18 protein-coding genes are annotated in these 19582 nt (G+C 72.7%); 6 read left to right on the forward strand and 12 right to left on the reverse strand.

The features are described 5' to 3' along the window. Nucleotide 1: 1 nt before the first annotated feature. From B042_RS0112755 to B042_RS26880, 4 genes are all read right to left on the reverse strand, one after another. The gene (locus tag B042_RS0112755) at nucleotides 2–3433 is read right to left on the reverse strand and encodes an ATP-dependent helicase (RefSeq protein WP_028648616.1); all 3432 of its coding nucleotides are present in this window, start codon (nucleotides 3431–3433) and stop codon (nucleotides 2–4) included. Nucleotides 3434–3796: 363 nt separating this feature from the next. After that, nucleotides 3797–6925, reverse strand: coding sequence for an ATP-dependent DNA helicase (locus B042_RS0112760; protein ID WP_028648617.1), 3129 nt, complete (start codon nucleotides 6923–6925; stop codon nucleotides 3797–3799). Between the two features lie 113 nt (nucleotides 6926–7038). Beyond that, on the reverse strand, nucleotides 7039–7362 hold the full coding sequence (locus tag B042_RS0112765; protein WP_028648618.1) for an MGMT family protein: 324 nt from the start codon (nucleotides 7360–7362) through the stop codon (nucleotides 7039–7041). A gap of 10 nt (nucleotides 7363–7372) precedes the next feature. Then, the gene (locus B042_RS26880) at nucleotides 7373–7501 is read right to left on the reverse strand and encodes a hypothetical protein (RefSeq protein WP_255342343.1); all 129 of its coding nucleotides are present in this window, start codon (nucleotides 7499–7501) and stop codon (nucleotides 7373–7375) included. On the opposite strand from B042_RS26880, the gene B042_RS0112770 reads away from it, so the two are divergent. Next, entirely contained in the window at nucleotides 7500–7805 is a 306-nt protein-coding gene (locus tag B042_RS0112770) for a YrhK family protein (protein ID WP_028648619.1), read from the forward strand. The genes B042_RS26880 and B042_RS0112770 overlap by 2 nt on opposite strands. Nucleotides 7806–7829: 24 nt before the next feature. Here B042_RS0112770 and B042_RS0112775 read toward each other — a convergent pair whose 3' ends face one another. Both B042_RS0112775 and moeZ read right to left on the reverse strand, forming a co-directional pair. Beyond that, nucleotides 7830–8228: an SPW repeat protein gene (locus tag B042_RS0112775; protein WP_028648620.1), complete on the reverse strand. Its 399-nt coding sequence runs from the start codon at nucleotides 8226–8228 to the stop codon at nucleotides 7830–7832. A gap of 178 nt (nucleotides 8229–8406) precedes the next feature. After that, complete coding sequence (moeZ, locus tag B042_RS0112780) at nucleotides 8407–9567, reverse strand: adenylyltransferase/sulfurtransferase MoeZ (protein WP_028648621.1); 1161 nt, start codon at nucleotides 9565–9567, stop codon at nucleotides 8407–8409. A 314-nt stretch (nucleotides 9568–9881) separates the two neighbouring features. Between moeZ and B042_RS0112785 the strand changes: the two genes are divergently transcribed. From B042_RS0112785 to B042_RS0112795, 3 genes are all read left to right on the forward strand, one after another. Further along, nucleotides 9882–10109: a hypothetical protein gene (locus B042_RS0112785; protein WP_028648622.1), complete on the forward strand. Its 228-nt coding sequence runs from the start codon at nucleotides 9882–9884 to the stop codon at nucleotides 10107–10109. A 171-nt stretch (nucleotides 10110–10280) separates the two neighbouring features. Beyond that, nucleotides 10281–10922, forward strand: a complete 642-nt coding sequence (locus B042_RS0112790) for a TetR/AcrR family transcriptional regulator (RefSeq protein ID WP_028648623.1) — start codon at nucleotides 10281–10283, stop codon at nucleotides 10920–10922. Between the two features lie 269 nt (nucleotides 10923–11191). Continuing rightward, on the forward strand, nucleotides 11192–12025 hold the full coding sequence (locus B042_RS0112795) for a hypothetical protein (RefSeq protein WP_028648624.1): 834 nt from the start codon (nucleotides 11192–11194) through the stop codon (nucleotides 12023–12025). 107 nt (nucleotides 12026–12132) lie between these two features. Here B042_RS0112795 and B042_RS0112800 read toward each other — a convergent pair whose 3' ends face one another. The 3 genes from B042_RS0112800 to B042_RS0112810 form a co-directional block, all read right to left on the reverse strand. Beyond that, complete coding sequence (locus B042_RS0112800; RefSeq protein WP_028648625.1) at nucleotides 12133–12375, reverse strand: hypothetical protein; 243 nt, start codon at nucleotides 12373–12375, stop codon at nucleotides 12133–12135. A 267-nt stretch (nucleotides 12376–12642) separates the two neighbouring features. Beyond that, on the reverse strand, nucleotides 12643–12954 hold the full coding sequence (locus B042_RS0112805; protein WP_028648626.1) for a DUF6401 family natural product biosynthesis protein: 312 nt from the start codon (nucleotides 12952–12954) through the stop codon (nucleotides 12643–12645). A gap of 143 nt (nucleotides 12955–13097) precedes the next feature. Further along, entirely contained in the window at nucleotides 13098–13793 is a 696-nt protein-coding gene (locus B042_RS0112810; protein ID WP_028648627.1) for a ferritin-like fold-containing protein, read from the reverse strand. Between the two features lie 562 nt (nucleotides 13794–14355). Between B042_RS0112810 and B042_RS0112815 the strand changes: the two genes are divergently transcribed. After that, a complete protein-coding gene (locus B042_RS0112815; protein WP_028648628.1) occupies nucleotides 14356–15897 on the forward strand; it encodes a DEAD/DEAH box helicase in 1542 nt (513 codons plus the stop codon). Nucleotides 15898–16020: 123 nt separating this feature from the next. Next, a complete protein-coding gene (locus B042_RS0112820; RefSeq protein ID WP_028648629.1) occupies nucleotides 16021–16929 on the forward strand; it encodes an alpha/beta fold hydrolase in 909 nt (302 codons plus the stop codon). A 67-nt stretch (nucleotides 16930–16996) separates the two neighbouring features. Here B042_RS0112820 and B042_RS0112825 read toward each other — a convergent pair whose 3' ends face one another. From B042_RS0112825 to B042_RS0112835, 3 genes are all read right to left on the reverse strand, one after another. Next, nucleotides 16997–17887, reverse strand: coding sequence for an MBL fold metallo-hydrolase (locus tag B042_RS0112825; protein WP_028648630.1), 891 nt, complete (start codon nucleotides 17885–17887; stop codon nucleotides 16997–16999). Between the two features lie 97 nt (nucleotides 17888–17984). Beyond that, complete coding sequence (locus B042_RS0112830) at nucleotides 17985–18860, reverse strand: PHP domain-containing protein (RefSeq protein ID WP_028648631.1); 876 nt, start codon at nucleotides 18858–18860, stop codon at nucleotides 17985–17987. Nucleotides 18861–18903: 43 nt separating this feature from the next. Beyond that, nucleotides 18904–19560 (reverse strand): DUF6758 family protein, encoded by a 657-nt coding sequence (locus B042_RS0112835; protein WP_051415666.1) that lies wholly within the window; start codon nucleotides 19558–19560, stop codon nucleotides 18904–18906. Between the last annotated feature and the right edge of the window lie 22 nt (nucleotides 19561–19582).

Here is a 19582-nt window from a genome sequence, read left to right on the forward strand (position 1 = left end):
CTCAGTCCGGTTCGGGGACCGAGTCGATGAGCGCGGCGAGGCCGTCCGCGTCGAGCAGGTCGGCGGGGCGGACGGTCTCACCGGCACGGACGTAGTGGAAGGCGGCGCGGACCTCCTCCAGCGGCACGCCCGCCAGGTCGGCCCAGGCGATCCGGTAGGCGGCCAGCTGCACGCCCACCGCGCGGCGCTCGGCCTCGGTGGAGGGCGGGTGACCGGTCTTCCAGTCGACCACGTCGTAGCGGCCCGTGGCGGCGTCGTGGAAGACCGCGTCCATGCGCCCCCGGATGAGCCGGTCGCCGATGACCGTCTCGAAGGGCGTCTCCACCTCGACCGGGATCCGCGCGCCCCATGCGCTCTCCTCGAAGCGGCGCCGCAGCTCGGCCAGGTCATCGTCCTCTCCGGCCGTCTCGTCGGCCGCGCCGGGCAGCTCGTCCAGCAGCACGGCGTTGGCGCCGAACCGCCGCTCCAGCCAGGTGTGGAAGGCAGTGCCCCGGCGGGTGTGCGGGGCGGGCGGGCGGGGCAGCGGGCGGCGGATCTGCCGGGCGAGCGCGGAGGGGTCGCGGGCCAGCCACACCATGGACGACACCGACAGGTGGTCGGGCAGCTCCACCTGCACCGGCCCCTCGCTCCGAGCCTCCTCGGTGGCGCGGCGGTGGCCGAGGAGCAGCGCGGTGTCGCGCTCCCAGCCCTGGAGGCGTCGGCGCAGTCCGGCGGGGGCCGGTTCCCCCTCGACGGGGGCCTCCTTCGAGCGCAGGCGGTGCCTGGCGCGTTCCACGAGGGCGGCACCCGCCAGGATCTCGGCGTGCCTGCGGGCTGGGGCGGGCGGCTCCTCCCCCGCTTCGGCGGCCCGTGCGGCCTCCTCCTCCGGGGCGGGCGGCCACACCGCGCTGTCGTCCTCGTCGTGGTGCGGGTTGGTCGCCTCCGGGTCCGGCGGCGGCGCCCAGTGGAGGACCCGGCCCGCCCCGGCACCGCACGCGTCGCGAACCTCCTCCAGGAACACCGACGGGCCGCGCGGCGTACCTCCCGTGCGGCCCCACCAGTGACCGGTGCACAGCAGGGCGAAGGAGGCCCGGGTGACGGCCACGTAGGCCAGCCGCCTCTCCTCCATGAGGTGGCGGGCCTCCTCGGCCTCCTTGAACGCGTCGATGTCCCTCTTGGCCACCCCCGCCAGTTCGGGCAGGCTCGCCCGGTCGCCGCGCAGCGGGTAGGGCAGGTGGTGTTCGGCCTTCACCCAGGCCAGCGCGTCCCTGGCCTTGGCGGGGAACAGCGGCGCCCTGGTTCCGCCGCTGAGTCCGGGCACGACCACCACGGGCCACTGGAGCCCCTTGGCGCCGTGCACGGTCATGAGTTTGACGCTGTCGGAGCCGCCGACGCGCTCGCCCGGGGCCAGCGCGCTCTCGTTCTCCTCTGCGGCGTTGAGGTAGCTGAGGAAGCCGCCCAAGGTGGGGTCCTCGCTGTTGCCGACGAAGCGGACCGCGTGGTCGACGAAGGCGTCCAGGTCCGCGCGCGCCGACAGGGGTTCGCGCCCGCTGCGGGCGCCCACCTCGATGTCGAGTCCGAGCATGCGCTCGACCTCGGTGACCAGGTCCGGCAGGGGCTGGCCGAGCATCGTGCGCAGTGAGCGCAGCTCCTCCGCCAGACGGCCCAGGCGCTCGTACGCGGCCTCGGAGTAGTGCTCGGCGGGTCCGGGGTCGTCCACGGCGTCGACGAGGCTGCCGCTCTCGGCGGTCAGGTCCAGGACGGTGCGCCGCAGGAGGTCGTCGTCGGGGGTGTGCTCCGGTTCGTCGGCGGTGAGGTCGCGGCGGGTGTGCCGGGCGAGTTCGGCGGCCCGGCTGCCCAGGGCGGCGAGGTCGCGGGGGCCCAGCCGCCAGCGGGGGCCGGTGAGCAGCCGGGCGAGTTCGTTTCCGGCGGAGGCGTCGTGGACCACGCGCAGGGTGGCGATGATGTCGCGCACCTCGGGGACGAGCATGAGGCCGCCCAGTCCGACGACCTCCACGGGGATGCCGCGCGCCTCCAGTGCCTCGCGCAGGGGCGGGAACTGTGCCCGCTTGCGGCACAGGACGGCGATGTCGCCCGGGCCGACCCGGCCGTCAGCGCCGCCGCCGGACTCCCCGTCGGGCCAGGGCAGGAAGTCCGGCGCGATGTGGGAGCCGCCCGCCTGGCCCGGACTCGCCTCGACCAGTTCGCGCACCTGGTCGGCGATCCACTCCGCTTCCTCGGTCTCCGTGGCGAACAGGGCGCCGAGCACTGTGCCGCGCCCCTGGCGGGCCGGTCCCGGGTACAGGACGGGGACCTCGGGCGCCTCATCGCGCAGCGGTTCGGCGATGCGCTGGGCGGCGGCCAGGACACGCTCGCCGTTGCGGAAGCTGGTGGAGAGCAGCCGCACCGGCGCGGGCCGCCCGGGGGCGACGGGGAAGTCGGTGGGGAAGCGGGTGAGATTGGCGGCGATCGCGCCCCGCCATCCGTAGATGGACTGGCAGGGGTCGCCGACGGCGGTCACGGCGTGGCCCTCGCCGAACAGGGCGCGCAACAGGACGAGCTGGGCGTGGCTGGTGTCCTGGTACTCGTCCAGGAGGACGACGCGGAACCGGCCGCGTTCGACGAGTCCCACCTCGGGGTGGTTCTCGGCGATGCGCGCGGCCAGGGCCATCTGGTCGCCGAAGTCCATGGCCTCGCGGACGTGCTTGGCGTGCTCGTAGCGCTCCACGAGCGGCAGGAGCTGTTCGCGGCGTCGCTGGGTGTCCGCGAGGTCGCGGGTGGCCTTGGCGGGCTTCTTGGGCAGCGCGTCCACCTGGGAGCGGATCCACGCGCCGATGCCGCGCACCCGGCCGGGGCTGCTCAGGTGGTCGGCGATCTGGCCGGACAGGTGCAGGACCCGCTGGGTGACGGTGTCGGCCCCGACGGTGATGAGGTCCATGGGGCCGTCGTAGGAGCCCACGACGCGGGAGGCCAGTTGCCAGGACTGGCCCTCGCTGAGCAGGCGGGAGGTGGGCTCGACCGCCTCGCGCAGGGCGTGGTCCCCGACGATCCTCCCGGCGTAGGCGTTGTAGGTGGACACGGTGGGTTCGCCGTCCAGGACCTCCTCGGGCAACTGCTCGGTGGCACGCAACTGGTCCAGGCGCTTGCGCACGCGCTCGGCGAGTTCGGCGGTGGCCTTGCGGGTGAAGGTCAGACCGAGGACCTGTTCGGGCCGCACGTGCCCGTTGGCGACCAGCCACACGACGCGGGAGGCCATGGTCTCGCTCTTGCCCGACCCCGCACCCGCGATGACGACGCCGGGTTCCAGGGGCGCGGAGATCACCGCGGACTGCTCCGGCGTGGGTTCGGGCTGGCCGAGCAGGCGCGCCAGTTCGGCCGGGGTCAGCCGGGGGAAGACGGGAGGCGCGTCCGCCTCGGCGGAGGGGGAGGGAGAGGGGAAAATGGTCTCAGACATGGCGGCTCTCAGAGTGGTGCCGGGGGACGGCGAGCGGGGAAGCGCGAGGGGCACACCGGCTTCTGCCAGACAAGCCGCGGCGAGGGACGAGCAGGAGCGGGGCTGCGGACGAAGGCCGCCGGTTGAGGGCGGTGGCGGGCGGGCGACGACGAAGAGGCCGGTTCCCCACGCCGCGAGCACCGTCCCGAGCCCCACCCGTCCGGCTGACAGGCAACGAACGGAAGCAACGCGAGCGGCGTACCGGTCTCTGCAGGAGGAGCCGCTGCCGCAGCGAGGAACGAGCAAGGCAGCAGCGACGACGAAGAGGCCGGTTCTCCACGCCGCGAGCACCGTCCCGAGCCTGCGAGGGACCATAGACACAGCTCAGACATGGCGTCCCTCGTCCTGTACGGGACAGCAGGCGCGGACGGCGCACGCTCCGCACCCCGCGTTGCGGATGGCCTGGAAGCGGGACCCGCCCATACCCGAGGCGACGTCACGGACCAGGTTCTCCGCCCAGGCGGGGTCGGGGTCCTCCCCGAGCGGGGGCTGGGGCTGTTCCCGCGCCTTGTGCGTGTAGGCGGCCGCTCCGACCTGAACGAGGCTGGCGCCGCCCGGTTCGCCCAGCCCGAGCTTGGCGAAGGCGCCCTTGAGCACCGCCATCTGGTAGACGCCGAGCTGGGGGTGGCGGGTGAGGTCGTCGGCCTTGGTCCCACCGGTCTTGATGTCGACGACGACGGCGCGTCCGTCGCCGTCGCGTTCGAGGCGGTCGACACGGCCGGTGATCTCGATCCCGCCCACGTCCACCGTGAACCCCTCCTCGGTGAGGACGAGTTCGCGGTCGTTGGCGGCGTCCCAGTCCATGAGCCTGCGGACCATCTCGTCGGCGCGTTCGCGCTGTTTGCCGGACTGCCAGGGCGCACCGAAGTCCAGGTCGGACCAGATCGCGTCCATGCCCGCACCGATCTCCTGCGCGGAGCTGCCCTGGGCGACCATGACGGCGATGGCGTGCACCACGGTGCCGAGCGCGGAGGCGGCGTCGCCTGAGGAGGCGCCCGCCGCGCGTTCGAGGAGCCATCGCAGCTGGCAGCGGGTGAAGCTCTCCACTTGGGAGGGGGAGACCCGGATGGTGTCCTCCTCCCCTGCCAGGGGAGCGTCGTCGGTGAAGGGGGTCAGCGCGTACCACTCGGCGGGATCCGCGCCGCGCACGCCCTCCTCGGCCAGGCGGGCCAGGTGTGCGGCGGCGGCCTCGCGCAGCGGTTCGGGTGCGGCGGGGTCGGTCACCACCGAGCGCAGGTCGGCCACGAGCGCGGGCAGGGACAACCAGCGCAGGCCGGTACTGACGGGTTCGGGGTCGCCCAGGCCCATCTCGCCGAGGAAGCGGGACGGGCGCTCGTCGGTGTCCTCGCCACCCACGGCGGTGACGACCAGGGTGTGCCGGGCACGGGTGAGCGCGACGTAGAACAGGCGCCGTTCCTCGTGCAGGAGTTTGGAGGCCAGGGCCGCGCCGGTGGAGTCGGCGGAGTGCGCATCGGCGTCGACGAGCTCCTCCACTCCGAGCAGCGACCCGCGCAGCCGCAGGTCGGGCCAGGTGCCCTCCTGGACCCCGGCGACCACGACCAGCCCCCACTCCAGGCCCTTGGAGCGGTGGGCGGTGAGGATGCGCACGGCCTCGCCGTCGGGTGCGCGGTCGGCGATGCTGTCGCCGGGGATCTCCTGTGCGGCGAGGTCCTCCAGGAACCCGGCGGGGGTGCCCGGGGGCAACCGGTCGCAGTAGCGCGCCGCGCTCTCGAACAGGGCGACCACGGCGTCCAGGTCGCGGTCGGCAGCGGCACCTCGGCGTCCGCCCGCCAGGCTGGCGCGCAGCAGGCGGTCGGCGAGCCCGCTGGCGCGCCACAGCTCCCACAGGACCTGTTCGGCGTCGGCGCCCTGGGCGTCGAGGGTGCGCACGGTGGCCAGTGCCTCGGCCACGCGCGTGGCGGGAGCGGCGATCTCGGGGTCGACGAGAGCGAGTTCGCGGGGGTCGCGCAGGGCGTCGGCGAGCAGTCGGGAGGCGGGGCGGTGGTCGCCGCCCTCGGTGGCGACCCGGTCCAGGTCCAGGCGCCGCAGGGCGCGCACCAGGCGCCGCAGCCGGACGGTGTCGGCCTCACCGAAGGGGCTGGTGAGCAGCTCGCGTGCGGCGTCGTCGTCGAGTCCGTCGGGGGACAGGCCGTGGCGGATGAGTTCGAGCAGGGGGCGGACCAGCGGTTCGGCGGCGATGGGCAGGTCGTCGGCGCCCACGGCGACGGGGACGGACGCCGCGGTCAGGGCGCGGCGCAGGGCCGGGAGCTGCCGTGTGGAGGAGCGCACCAGGACCGCCATGTGCGACCACGGGACGCCGTCGATCAGGTGCGCGCGGCGCAGGGTGTCGGCGATGACCGCGGCCTCCTGGGCGGCGCTGTCGGCCAGGAGGAGCCGGACCTGCCCTTCGGGGACGTTCTCGCCGGGCACCAGGTCGCGATGCTCGTTGACGCGTCCCCCGGCGGAGCGGACGGCGGGCAGGCGGCGGGTGGGGCCGCGGGAGGCTGCCAGCAGCGCGCTGCCGCTGCGGCGGCAGGTGCGCAGGGCCACGACCGGCGCTTCGGAGCGGTCGGCGGCGCGGAAGCGGTGCGGGAATTCGAGGATGTTGTCGACCTCGGCGCCACGGAAGCCGTAGATGGACTGGTCGGGGTCGCCGACGGCGACGAGGTCACGGCCGTCGCCCGCCAGGGCGCGCAGGAGCTGTTCCTGGGCGGGGTCGGTGTCCTGGTACTCGTCGACGAACACGATCTCGCGGGCGGCGCGCTCGCGCTCCTGGAGTTCGGGGTCGGAGAGCATGTTGGCCGCGACCCGGACCAGTTCGGCGTAGTTGAGCGTGGGGACGGGTGCGATGTCGAACCGGCCGGTGTAGCGGTCGAGGAACCCGGCGGCGGCCTCCCAGTCGTCACGGCCTCGCTCGCGGCCCAGCCGCTCCAGTTCGTCGGGGCCCAGGCCGCGTTCCTGGGCGCGCATGAGGAAGTCGCGCAGTTCCTCGGCGAACCCGCGGGTCTCCAGGGCGGGGCACAGCCGTTCGGGCCAGCCGCGGGCACCGTCGGCGGCCTCTCCGGCGAGCAGTTCGCGGACCTCCATGAGCTGCTCGGGTCCGGACAGCAGCCGGGGCGGCAGGTCGCCCATGTTCTGGAACTCGCGGCGGATGAGGGAGTAGGCGTAGCTGTGGAAGGTGAGGGCCAGGGGTTCGCGGGTGGTGCGGCGCAGGCGGGCGGTGATGCGTTCGCGCAGTTCCTGGGCGGCCTTGCGGCTGAAGGTGAGGACGAGGATGCGGGAGGGGTCCACCCCGCGGTGGTCCACCCGGTCCACCACCGCCTCCACGATGGTGGTGGTCTTGCCGGTCCCGGGACCGGCGAGCACGAGGAGGGGGCCGCCCGGGTGTTCGACGACGCGGCGCTGGTTGTCGTCCAGCACCGGCGGCGGCTGCGCCCGGTGGGCGCGCCGCACGAGTCGGTATCGGGCAAAGTCCACACCAACAGTTCACCAGAAGGCAGAGACCTTCTCGGCCCGTTTCGTGTGTTCTCCGCCCTGGAACCGCTGCTGCTCGGGGGTCCGGGGACTCAGGAAACGCCGTCCCAGCGGGCCTCGCGCATGTCCACACGGTCGCTTCCGGGGCGCATGGGGGTCCTCTCGGCCGCGTAGTGGGAGAGCGCTCTCACCTCGTTGCCGGAAGGAGGGCGGCCGTCGGCGCGCACCACGCGCCACCAGGGGACGCCGCCGCCCCACGCGGACATGACCGCGCCGACCTGCCGTGGACCGCCGCGGCCCACGTACTCGGCGACGTCGCCGTAGGACATGACGCGGCCGGGCGGGATCCGCTCGACCACGGACAGGACGTCGTCGGTGTACTCGTCGGGGCCGGAGGGGGCTTCGTCGTCGCGCACCCGCCCGAGGCTAGGCCATCGGCGGGGGCGCCGGGGCTCGGGGCAGGACGTGCCGGACCGCCTCCGCGTGCGCGGAGCTCGGACCGGGTAGGTCCCAGACCTGGAGGGGGAAGAGCCGGGGCCACACGGGAGGTGCCATGTCCGGTTCCCACGCGGAGAGGCCTATGGACGTGCGGATCGGCCGGCACGAGCTGGTCGTACGGCTGCGCTACGAGGCGGCGAGCATCTGCAACGACCTCCTGCTCGGAGTGTGGTTCGTCGTGGGCAGTGTCATGTTCTTCTCCGCGGCCTGGACGACCACGGGAACGTGGTGCTTCCTCATCGGCAGCGTGCAGATGCTCGTCCGTCCGGCCATCCGCCTGTCCCGGCTGGTGCACGTCCGGCGCATCCGCTCCCGTTCGGGGACGGGACCGGGGCCGCACGAGGCGCCCATGGACTTCTGAGGCCCCCGGCGCCCTCCGCCCGGGTCAGGTGCGGCTCACGCCCGGGACCTCGTTGCGGTGCGCGCTCCAGGCGAGTTCGGGGTTGCTCCGGCGCGTGCGGTTCGCCCTGACCACGCCGTAGGCTCCCGCCGCGGTGATCACGACCCCGCAGATCCAGGACGTCAGGGCCGCGGCGGGGCGGTCGGTGAAGCCGAAGGCCCACGGCAGCGCGATCGCCGCCACCCCCGCCGCGATGACGCCGATCTCCCCGGACATCGCGGCGGGCCGGGTCAGGGAGAAGATCGCACCGACGAGGGCGGCCAGTCCGAGCAGGAGCATGGCCACCGCACCGGGGCCGCCCATCTGGTGCCAGATCCAGCCCACGGCCAGGGCCACTCCGGCCACGACGGTCACCAGATCGGTCCGGCGTGCCTGTTCACGCATGGTTCCCCCTCCCAGCGGCGGGCCGCCCCCGTCCGTCCGGACGACCCGTGTGGGGGTTTCGTACCCGTTCGCCAGCGCCGAGGGCACCCAAGGAACGGCAAAGGCGCCGGGGACGGGCCCCGGCGCCTTCGCACACGCTTCGGGTTCCCGGTCCCCGGGTTCCCGAGCGCGAACAGGACTAGTAGGTGGGCAGGCTCGGGTCGACCTGGTTGACCCAGGCCAGGACCCCGCCGCCAACGTGCACGGCGTCGGAGAAGCCGGCGTTCTTGACCGCGGCGAGTGCCTCGGCCGAGCGCACACCCGACTTGCAGTGCAGGACGATGCGCTTGTCCTGCGGAAGCTGCGAGAACGCCTTCCCGTTGAGGAACTCGCCCTTGGGGATGAGCGTGGCGCCGGGGATGCTGACGATCTCGTACTCGTTCTTCTCGCGGACGTCGACGAGGAAGATGTCCTCGTCCTTGTCCAGAAGGGCCTTGAGCTCGCCGGCGGTGATCGTCGAGTCGGCGGCGGCCTCGGTGGCCTCCTCCGACACGGCGCCGCAGAACGCCTCGTAGTCGATGAGCTCGGTGACCGGCTCGGTGTCAGGGTCCCGGCGGACCTTCACCTCGCGCCAGGTCATCTCCAGGGCGTCGAAGATGAGCAGGCGGCCGACCAGCGGCTCACCGATGCCGGTGATGAGCTTGATGGCCTCGTTCACCATGACCGAGCCGATGGAGGCGCACAGGACGCCCAGCACGCCGCCCTCGGCGCACGAGGGGACCATCCCGGGCGGCGGCGGCTCGGGGTACAGGTCGCGGTACTGCGGCCCGTGCTCGTTCCAGAACACGCTGACCTGGCCGTCGAAGCGGAAGATCGAACCCCACACGTACGGCTTGTCCAGCAGCACGCAGGCGTCGTTGACCAGGTAGCGGGTGGCGAAGTTGTCGGTGCCGTCCAGGATCAGGTCGTAGTCGCGGAAGATGTCCAGGGCGTTGTCGGACTCCAGCCGCTCCAGGTGCAGCACCACCTCGGTGTTGGGGTTCACCTCCTTGATGCTGTCCCGGGCGGACTCGGCCTTGGGGCGGTCGACGTCGCTCTGCCCGTGGATGATCTGGCGCTGGAGGTTGGACTCGTCCACGACGTCGAAGTCGATGATGCCGAGGGTGCCCACCCCCGCGGCGGCGAGGTAGAGCAGCGCCGGGGAACCCAGACCGCCGGCACCGACGACCAGGACCTTCGCGTTCTTCAGGCGCTTCTGCCCGTCCATCCCCACGTCCGGGATGATCAGGTGCCGCGAGTATCGGCGCACCTCGTCCACGGTCAGCTCGTCGGCTGGCTCCACCAGCGGCGGCAGCGACACGGTGACTCCTCAGGATCTGTTCATGTGGCTTCGCCCCGTCCTGACCGGGTGCCTTCCGGCCGCGGATCGGCGGTCGCGAAGCGCGCTTGCACTTAATACCCAACCTAACGGGTGGGGTATCGCATTCCCACCGTGGGGAGGCGTGGGACACACCGTCCCGGCCGGGCCGGAGGGACGCCGCGGCCGGCGGGCCACCGCACTCCCCCGCTTTCCACAACGGCCGCGGCCTGCCGATTCGTCCCGGCGGTTCCTGTTGGGCGACGCCCTGAAGGGTAGTGTCACCTACACGCGCAGCGATACGTCGGGAGGATCCCATGGCAGCACAGAACCGATCCGCCGTGAGCCGCCCCGGGACCGAAGAGGATCCGGCGACCGCCGTCCCGGAGGCCGACGCCGCGGAACAGGGCACCTCGACCACCGAGGAGGAGAACGGCCGCTGGCTGGAGGAGCCCGCGGGCGGGAGCCTGGACCAGGCGGGCGAGGCCGACCTGGTGGAGCAGCGGCGCGAGGCCGGAGCAGCCGACGAGGACGAGTACCGTTGACCGCGCTTCCCCCGGCTGCGGCCCGAGCGCCTCACCGCGCTCCCGCGAAACCTACGCCGCAGTAGGATAGGGGGAAGGCCGCGGAACGCGCACCGTCGTGTTCGGCGGCACGATCCACGCAGATGTTCGAGATGGCGTGCATCTGCCATGCCGATTTCGGAGGGTGTGGGTGTGACAGCTCCTTCAGACGCCCGCGCTCGGGGCACACGCCTGCCCCGGGTCAGGCGCCGACGCCAACTCCTGGCCGCGGCCCAGGAGGTCTTCGTCGCACGCGGCTACCACGCGGCCGCCATGGACGAGATCGCCGACCGCGCCGGGGTCAGCAAGCCGGTCCTGTACCAGCACTTCCCCGGAAAGCTGGAACTCTACCTCGCGCTGCTGGAGGAGCACTCCGAGTCCCTGGTCGAGAAGCAGCGCGAGGCCCTCCAGGGCACCCACGACAACCGGCAGCGCGTCATCGCCAGCTTCCGGGCCTACTTCGACTTCGTCGCGGGCGACGGTGAGGCGTTCCGCCTGGTCTTCGAATCCGATCTGCGCAACCTCCCCGCCGTGCGTGAAAAGACCGAGCAGACCTTCCAGCGCTGTGCCGAACTGATCGGCGAGGTGATCCGCCAGGACACCAGCATCTCCGACGAGGAGGCGCACCTGCTGAGCATCGGCCTGGTCGGCATGGCCGAGACCAGTGCCCGCTACTGGCTCAACAACTACGGCGAGGTCCCCAAGGAGGCCGCCGAGCAGCTCGTCGCCCGCCTGGCCTGGCGCGGTATCAGCGGCTGGGACCTCCAGCGCTCCGCGGAGGAACGCGAGGCCTGAGTCCGAACCGAGGGGCCCGGGGACGCCGTGCGCGTCCCCGGGCCCCTCGCCGTGCGCGGTGCCCCAGGGTTCGCCGCGCCGCTTTTCACCGATTTTTGATAAAAATATTCCCGCAATTTCCACCATTCCCCTAATTCCAGGAACAAAAGGTTCAATTTCCCTGGGTCGGGTATCGCGGATATGAGAAGTTTCGCGCTTCTCCACGCCATAGCCGCCTGGAGACGGATGCAAGGACCGGGCGGCAGGAGCGATTCGGGGGTGAGGACGTGATGGACATCGGTCAGGGCTTGACCTCGGCCTGGGAGGCGGTGGCGACCTTCGTTCCGGCGCTGGTCGGCTTCCTGGTGATCCTCGTGGTGGGGTGGTTCATCGCATGGCTCCTCGGCAAGATCGTCGCCAAGGGGCTGCACTCGGTCGGGCTCGACCGCGCCCTGCACCGCGGCGGCGTGGGTGAGTACTTCGAGCGCAGCCGCTGGGGCGCCAGCGAACTGTGCGGCAAGATCGTGTACTACGTCGCGCTGCTGTTCGTACTGACGATCGCGTTCAACGTCTTCGGGCCCAACCCCGTCAGCAACCTGCTCAGCGACGTGCTCGCCTGGATCCCGCGCGCCATCGTGGCCCTGGTGATCCTCGTGGTCGCCGCCATGGTGGCCAAGGCCGTGCGCGACCTCATCACCGGAGCGCTCGGCGGGCTCTCCTACGGCCGCTTCGTGGCCAACGCCGCGGGCATCGCCATCCTGGCGCTCGGCGTCATCGCCGCGCTGGGCCAGATGGGTGTGGCGATGACCGTCACCATGCCGGTCCTGATCGCCGTCCTCGCCACGGTCGGCGGCATCCTCGTCGTCGGCGTCGGCGGCGGCCTCATCCGGCCGATGCAGTCGCGCTGGCACCGGTGGCTGGACGTGGCCGAGCGGGAGACCGGGATGACGCCCACCACGGAGGAGGGCGGCGAGGCGTCCTACACGGCCGGGCGGGAAGCGGCGATGCGTCGGCCTGAGGCCGAGACGCGCCGATCTGAGGCCGAGAGGCACCGGTCCGAGGCCGAGAGACAGCGCGCCCACATGACCCCCGGCCAGCGCGGAGGAGAGGACTTCCCGCTGTAGCCGGGCAGAGGCCCGCGGCCGCACCCGTCGGCCACGGGAAAAGGATGCGGGTACAGGTAGAGGGCGGGGCCGCGAGGCTCCGCCCTCGCACGTCGTCCGCCGGGGCCTCAGAGGAAGTCGGCGTCGCGCAGCTCCAGGCGCGACAGGTGCTCGATCCTGCGGAACACCAGGACCCCCGTGGCGACGATCGGGACGAGCGCCAGCCAGAAGACCGCGCTTCCCGGACCGGTGAAGACCATCGACAGCAGTGCGACGACGATGATCAGTGCGAACAGCGCGAAGTCGACGCGGTCCTGTTGGATCAGGACGCCGACCGGTGGGCGCGCCGCCCCATGCCGACCGCTCCTCATTCGCATTCCTTTCTCGCGGCCGCTCGGGCCGCTCCGCCAAGCGCGGTGACCCGGCCCGACCGGGCCGGTTGGACACCGCGGATCCCACGTTGCTCTCCGCGGGGACACTGGGCCGGGCGCGGTGCGCGGGGCCTCAGCCGACCATCGACCGCCGCCGGGACCCCTTCAGCCTACGCCTGGGGTCCGGTTTTCGCCGGAGAACCGACCGGGCCGGTGCCCACGCGGCGGTCGCGGCTCGGATCGCCTCCGCCCGCGGATGGGACCAACCTAGCGGACGAAACCGCGCTCCTTGGCCAGACGGCAGATGGCGAGGATGCGCAGGGTCTCCCAGTCGTACTCGACGGCCTCGGAGTCCCAGCCCCGTTCGAGGCACCCGTCGAGGAAGCCGTGCAGGTAGGTCCCGAGGCTGTGCGCGGTGAGACCGGTACCCGAACCGCTGATCGCCCGGCACACGTCGGTGGCGTGCTGGTCCAGCTCAGCGGCCATGCCGGGCTCGACCGGGGAGGCCAGCGGGCCGATCCTGTGGAAGTCACGGGTGAGTCCGGCCAGTGGGTGGCGCACGGAGGTCCCACGGGTCATGGAAGTACCTAACTCGGGAGGGTCTGGAGACGGGAAACGTCATCGACTATATGTGCTTCGACCAAGGAATCGTCATCAGACGGTGGGAATTTACCCGGCCCGTCCACGACGGACGGCCGTGCCGCGACGGTGAACGCGCTCCCCTACTCCGTCAGGCCCATCGCACGCAGACGCCCGGTGTGCCCCTCGGTCAGGGAGGCGAACATCCTGCTGACGGCGGCCAGGTCGCCCACCCCGGAGGGGTCGGTGCCGTCACCGGCGCCCTGGCCCGTGCCGCGGGCCAAGAGCGCGGCCAGGGCGGGCCGGTCCACGGCCACCTCCTGCGCCTGGCTGAGGGCCTCTCCGACCAGGCGCCGGGCCCACAGGGCCAGGCGGCCCGCCGCCTTGGGGTCCTCCTCCAGGGCCTCCCGCACCGCGGCGGCCACGAAGTCGGCCCTCCCGGCCTCGGAGAGCACCCCCTCGACCAGGGCACGCGTCTCATCGTCGGCGAACGCGGCCACCTTCGCGTAGAAGTCCCCGGCGATACCGTCGGCCACGTAGACCTTGACGAGGCGCTCCGTCCAGCTCTGCGGCCGGGTGCGCGTCCGCCACCGGTCGAGCACGTCGACGAAGGGAGCCATGGCCTCCTCCGGGTCGACGCCCAGATCGGCCAACCGGCTCCGGATCTCCTGGTAGTGCTCCTGCTCAGCGGCGGCAAGCGCGGCCAGTCGCCCCTTCGCCCGGAGAGTGGGGGCCGCGGCGGCGTCGTCGGCCAGACGGAAGAAGGCGTCGAGTTCGGCGCAGGCGAGAAAACCGAGGAGATCGATCACGCCGGGCTCGACGGAAGAGCCTGTGGTCATGCCCGTCAGGGTAGCGCCCGGCGGCGCTGTACTCCGCACCAGGGACTAAACACGGCCCCGCCACGGTTGCACCGGCTGGGAACGGGTAGGTCCATCGCCGTCCAGAGCCCGGTGAACCACGGTGTCCACCGGGCACGCCACGGGCTAGACTCCGCGTGATGACCCACGTGCGCGGACGACGTGACCATCCCCACCCCATCGGGGGCGGTCGCCGCGCACCACGGCAGGCGTTCGGTGCCGGGCTGTGCAACAGCAGCGGACCTCGAAGCGCCCCTCACCACGTGGGGACGGACCCCTCGTACACGAACGACAGACCGCGGGTGGAACCGCTCCGCGGACGGGCAGCGTCCCGATCCACACGGTTCCAGGCGGCAGCGCCACCGCGCCCGGCCACGGACGGCCGGGCACCGGATTGTGCCGCGCCCCCGTGGCGGCCGACGAGCCGCCCGCGACCGCACCCCGCCGCGGCCACGCCAACGCCCGGCCGGCCGAAATGGAGGCTTGAGCCCTGAGCAGCACACAAGAGACGACGCAACCCACGACGACCTTCCGCGACCTCGGTGTGACCACCGAGATCGCCGACGCCCTCGAAGCCGAGGGCATCATCGAACCCTTCCCCATCCAGGAACAGGCCCTGCCGATCGCCCTGGGCGGCAGCGACATCATCGGCCAGGCCCGGACCGGTACCGGCAAGACCCTGGCCTTCGGGCTCCCGCTGCTCCAGCGGGCGCAGGCCTCCCCGGGCTCGGCCAAGCGCCCCCGGGCCCTGGTCGTGGTCCCCACCCGCGAGCTGGCCATCCAGGTCGCCGCGGACCTGACCACCGCGAGCAAGCGCAACGGTCTGCGCATCCTCACCGTCTACGGCGGCCGCTCCTACGAGCCGCAGATCAACGGCCTCAAGGAGGGCTCCGACGTGGTCGTGGGCACCCCGGGCCGCCTCCTCGACCTGGAGAAGCAGAAGCACCTGCGCCTCGACGAGGTCTCGGCCGTGGTGCTGGACGAAGCCGACAAGATGCTCGACCTGGGCTTCCTGCCCGACATCGAGCGCATCCTCGGCAAGACCCCGGACGGACGGCAGACCATGCTCTTCTCGGCCACCATGCCGAGCGAGATCGTCTCCCTGTCGCGCAAGTACCTGAGCCGGCCCACCCATATCCGGGCCGGTGACGACAACGAGATCGACGGCTCCTCCATCACCGGGCGGATCACCCAGCACGCGTTCCGCACGCACCAGATGGACAAGATCGAGATGCTCGCCCGCCTGCTCCAGGCGCGCGACCACGAGCAGAGCATGGTGTTCTGCCAGACCAAGCGCGCCTGCGACCGGGTGGCGGGAGACCTCAAGACACGCGGGTTCGCCGCGGCGGCCGTCCACGGCGACCTCGGGCAAAGCCAGCGTGAACGGGCCCTGCGCGCCTTCCGCAACGGCAAGATCAACATCCTCGTCGCCACCGACGTGGCCGCCCGGGGCCTGGACGTCGACCACGTCACGCACGTGGTCAACTACGAGACGCCCGACGACGAGAAGACCTACACGCACCGGATCGGCCGCACCGGCCGGGCCGGGCGCAGCGGCACCGCGGTCACGTTCGTGGACTGGCAGGAGATGCCGCGCTGGAAGCTCATCAACACCGCCCTGGACCTGCCGTTCCCGGACCCGGAGGAGACCTACTCCACCTCCGGCCACTTCTTCGCCGCCCTGGACATCCCCGAGGGGACCAAGGGCAGACTCGCGGTGGAGAAGCGCACGCACGCCGGTCTGGAGGCCGAGGAGGTCGAGGACATCGGCGACACCGGGGGGCCTCGCGGTGAGCGCGGGGGCCGCGGTCGCTCCGGGGGCGGACGCCGCGGTGGGAACCACGGCGAGAACGGCACCGAGGGGCGCGGTGAGAGCCGCGGCCGCGGCAGGAGCCGCACCCGGCGCCGCACCCGCGGCGGCACGGCGGTGAACCAGGCAGACGCCCCCGCCGCGCAGAAGCCCGCGGAGGCCCCCGCCGGTGGCGGCCCCGCGCGCGAGGCCGCTTCGGAGGAGGCCCCCAAGCGGGTCCGCCGACGGCGCCGCACCCGCAGCGGTGCCACCCGCCGTGACCCGGAGAACACCTGACCGGCTCCGCTCCCGCCGCGCCCTGGACACGGCCGTCAGGGTGCGGGGGCACCGCGGGCCGGGGCGAACGCCCACGGGCGGGGCCCGCACCACGGCACCGCGCATGCTCTAAGGTGACCCGACGTGAGTACACCCAAGTTCCTCGACCTGCCGCCCGGAGTGCGGCGAGCGGACCTCCACCTGTCCCACGGTCCGCTGGCGGCTCTGCGCGCTCTGCCCACCTCCGGCGGCACCGACCTGGCGCCCGCCGTCCTGGTGCACGGCTACACCGGCAGCAAGGAGGACTTCATCGCCCTCCTCCAGAGCCTGGCCCAGGTCGGCCGGGAGGTGGTCGCGATCGACCTGCCCGGTACCTACGAGTCCCCCGGGCCGGAGACCCTCGCCCCGTCCCCGGGGGCGCCCTCCCCCGACTACCGGCTCGCCTCGCTCGGCGGGGTGGTCGCCGAGGCCGTTGACGACATCGGCGGCGGCACACCGGTCCACCTGGTGGGCCACTCCTTCGGCGGTCTCGTGGCCCGTGAGGCCGCTCTGGCTGAGCGGACCGAACTGGCCTCGCTGACCCTCCTGTGCAGCGGGCCAGGCCATCTCGACGGGCAACGCTCGGAGAGCGCACGCGGCCTCATCGCCGCGCTGTCCCCGGACCCCACCAGCGAACGCCTCACAGAACTGTGGAACGAGCGGTTCGAGTGCGAACTCCAGAGCCGCACCGACGATCCCGAGATCCGCGCCTTCCTCAAGAAGCGGACCCTGTCCAGCAGCGCCCTGGGGTACGTGCGCATGGCCGAGGACCTGCTCGGCGCGGCGGACCGCGTCGACGAACTGGCCGCACTGGATCTGCCGACGATGGTGCTCTACGGCGAGAACGACGACGCCTGGACGCCCGCGGAACAGGACGACATGGCCCGGCGGATGGGCGCCCGACGCCTGGTGGTGCCCGGTGCCGGGCACTCGCCCAACGTGGAGGCCCCGGAGACCACGTCGAGCGCGCTCACCGCCTTCTGGAACGAGACGGAGTCCGTGGGACGCCGTTGACGGCCTCCCCGCACACGCGTGTGCCGCGCCGCCGGAGGGCGCCGCGGCACGTCGCGCGGAGGCCGGCTCAGACCCAGTCGTCGAAGTTCTTGGACTCGGCACCCGAGGTCGTGGCGGGGCCGCGGTCCGGCAGGATGCGGGTGGTGGGCGGCAGCGACAGCAACCGCTCGCCGATGGAGGCGAGCTGGGTGGTGTAGTCGATGTAGGTGTCGCCCACCATGCCGGGCTCGCCCTTGCGGAGGGTGTCCCCGCTGAAGACGGCGTCCAGCGCGCTGACGTAGTAGCCGACGGTTCCGGGCGAGCTGCCGGGCAGGGCCAGGACGTCGATGTGCAGGTCGCCGATCTGGAAGGAGCCCTCGCCCTCCACCTCGATCTCGGGGCGGTGCTCGGCGCCGTGGTAGCGGCGCCACAGCCGCATCTCTCGGGGGTGCAGGGCGATATCGGCCTCCCCCTCCTCCGCGACCGCGATCGCGCCCGCGATGTGCGGGGCGTAGGCGTTGGTGCAGGCCACGAGGTAGATCTCGCGCTTGCCGACGGCTTCGAGGACCGCCTCGGCGTCGAAGCCGGGGTCGATGACGACGACGCCGTCCCCGTCAGCGTCGACGATCCACGTGTTGGCGACGACCTCGTAGCTCTCGCCGTCGAACTCGAAGGTGCCGGAGGTGCGCACCCGGGTGATGCCGTCGCCGTCCGGGCCGGTCACACCGACCTCCTCGGAGTCGTCGGCGAACACGTCCCCGGCATCGTCCTCGGACGTGTCCTCGCCGGAGGCGCTCTCCCTCTCCGGGGCGTCGCCGTTCCCGTCCTCGCCGGCCTCCTCGTTGCCGGTGCCGGCCGACCTCTGCCCCGTGTCCTCGGAGTCGACCTCCTCGGCCTCCTCCTCGACGTCCGCCGCGGCCTCGGCCGCTGCTTCGGTGGACTCGTCGTCCTTCTGCTTCGGCTTCCGCTTCCAGAACACGGCTCAGACCTTTCGAATCATCCAGATGGGGATCGCGACCGTTGTCACGTGCCTCACGTTGTGGTCCGTACGGTATCGAACGCCTGGATCACCCGCGTCACCCGCTGATGGGGGAGGCACCCGTCGCGGGGGCCACGAGCCGCTCGAACGCCTCCGGGGCGGTGGTCCGGCATCCCAGACGGCGGCCGGTCAGGGTCCCGTGGTCGTCGCTGGAGCCGGTGACCACCACCCCCAGATCGGCGGCCACCCCCCGCCACTCCTTGGTCTGCGCACGGTTGTGCGAGGGGTGGTCGGCCTCGATACCGCCGAGCCCGGCCGCCGCCATGCGCTCGGCCAGCTCCACCGGGACGCTGCCGGTGAGCGCGCCCTCGGCCCGCGCCGGGTGGGCCAGCGAGCAGACGCCGCCCGCGGTCCGGACCAGCTCCACGGCGCGCACCGGGTCGAGCGCGTACCGCGCGACGTGCGCGGGGCCACCCGAACCGATCCACCGGTCGAAGGCGTCCTGCACGTCCCGAGCGGCCCCCGCCTCCACGATCGCGCGCGCCAGGTGCGGCCGACCGATCGTGTTGGCGTCGGCGTACTCGTCCCTGCCCGCACCGGCGATCCGCAGGACCCGCTCCATCGAGACGTCGACCCCGTGCTCGCGCAGCAGGGCCACCATCTCCTCGGCTCGCGAGGCCCGGTCGGAGCGGATTCTGCGCAGCTCCGCGGCCAGGACCGGGTGCTCGGGGTCGAACAGGTAGGAGACCAGGTGGACGCTGGAGCCCGCGTAGGCGCAGGAGAGCTCCATCCCGGGGACGAGTGTGAACCCCGGCGGCAGGTGCTCGGCCGCCTCGCCGATACCGCCGACCGTGTCGTGGTCCGTCAGGGCGAGGACGTCGAGGCCGGCGGCCACCGCGTGCCCGATGACGTCGGCGGGGGTGTCCGTCCCGTCGGAGACGGAGCTGTGGGAGTGCAGGTCGATTCGGGTCACCGGGCGATTGTACGCGGGTCGGCGGCCGACACGGTGTGCGGTGTCAGCCGTCCGCGGCCAGCCCCCGGGTCAGGAAGGGACTGAGCGCTCCGAAGGGCGGTTCGAACGCGATACCGCCGTCCTTGAGGTCGCGCAGGTCCCGCAGCGCGCTGATCTCGCACATGAGCATGCCGGTGTCGGGTGAGGCGAACACGACCCACAGCCAGTGGGCGAGCGCCTCGCCCGCGTAGACCGCTCGTTCCCGGCCCACGTCGAGGTTCCACAGCGCGATCTCGTGGCCGTCGAACCGCACCTTGGCGTCGGGAGCCGCGCCGTCGAACCCGTCTCCGGGGTCGGTGCCGTCCAGGTCGGCCAGCCGCGCCCCCAGGCCCACCCCCGGGTCTTCGGCGACGATCACGGCCTCGCCGAGGCCGCCCAGCGGGGCCGGGCCGGACAGGGCCACGGCGGCGCCCACCGTGCCGGTGCGCTCGTCGCCGACCTCGGCGAACCCGGTGACCACCCACCCGGTGGGCAGAGGCCAGGGGACCCAGAGCGGCACGTGCGCCTGTGGCAGGATCGCTTCCAGGCTGCTGACCCCGGGGGCTCTCACCCCCTGGAGGGGCGCCACGGGGCCGTGGATGTCACACTGCCAGGCGCTCGTCCACAACCCCGGGGGGTGAACCGAGCGCCCGCATCGAGGACACGAAGGCACCGACTTCATCGCTCTAAGCGGTCTACCCTTC

The organism is Nocardiopsis sp. CNT312 (assembly GCF_000515115.1).
Lineage (GTDB): Bacteria > Actinomycetota > Actinomycetes > Streptosporangiales > Streptosporangiaceae > Nocardiopsis.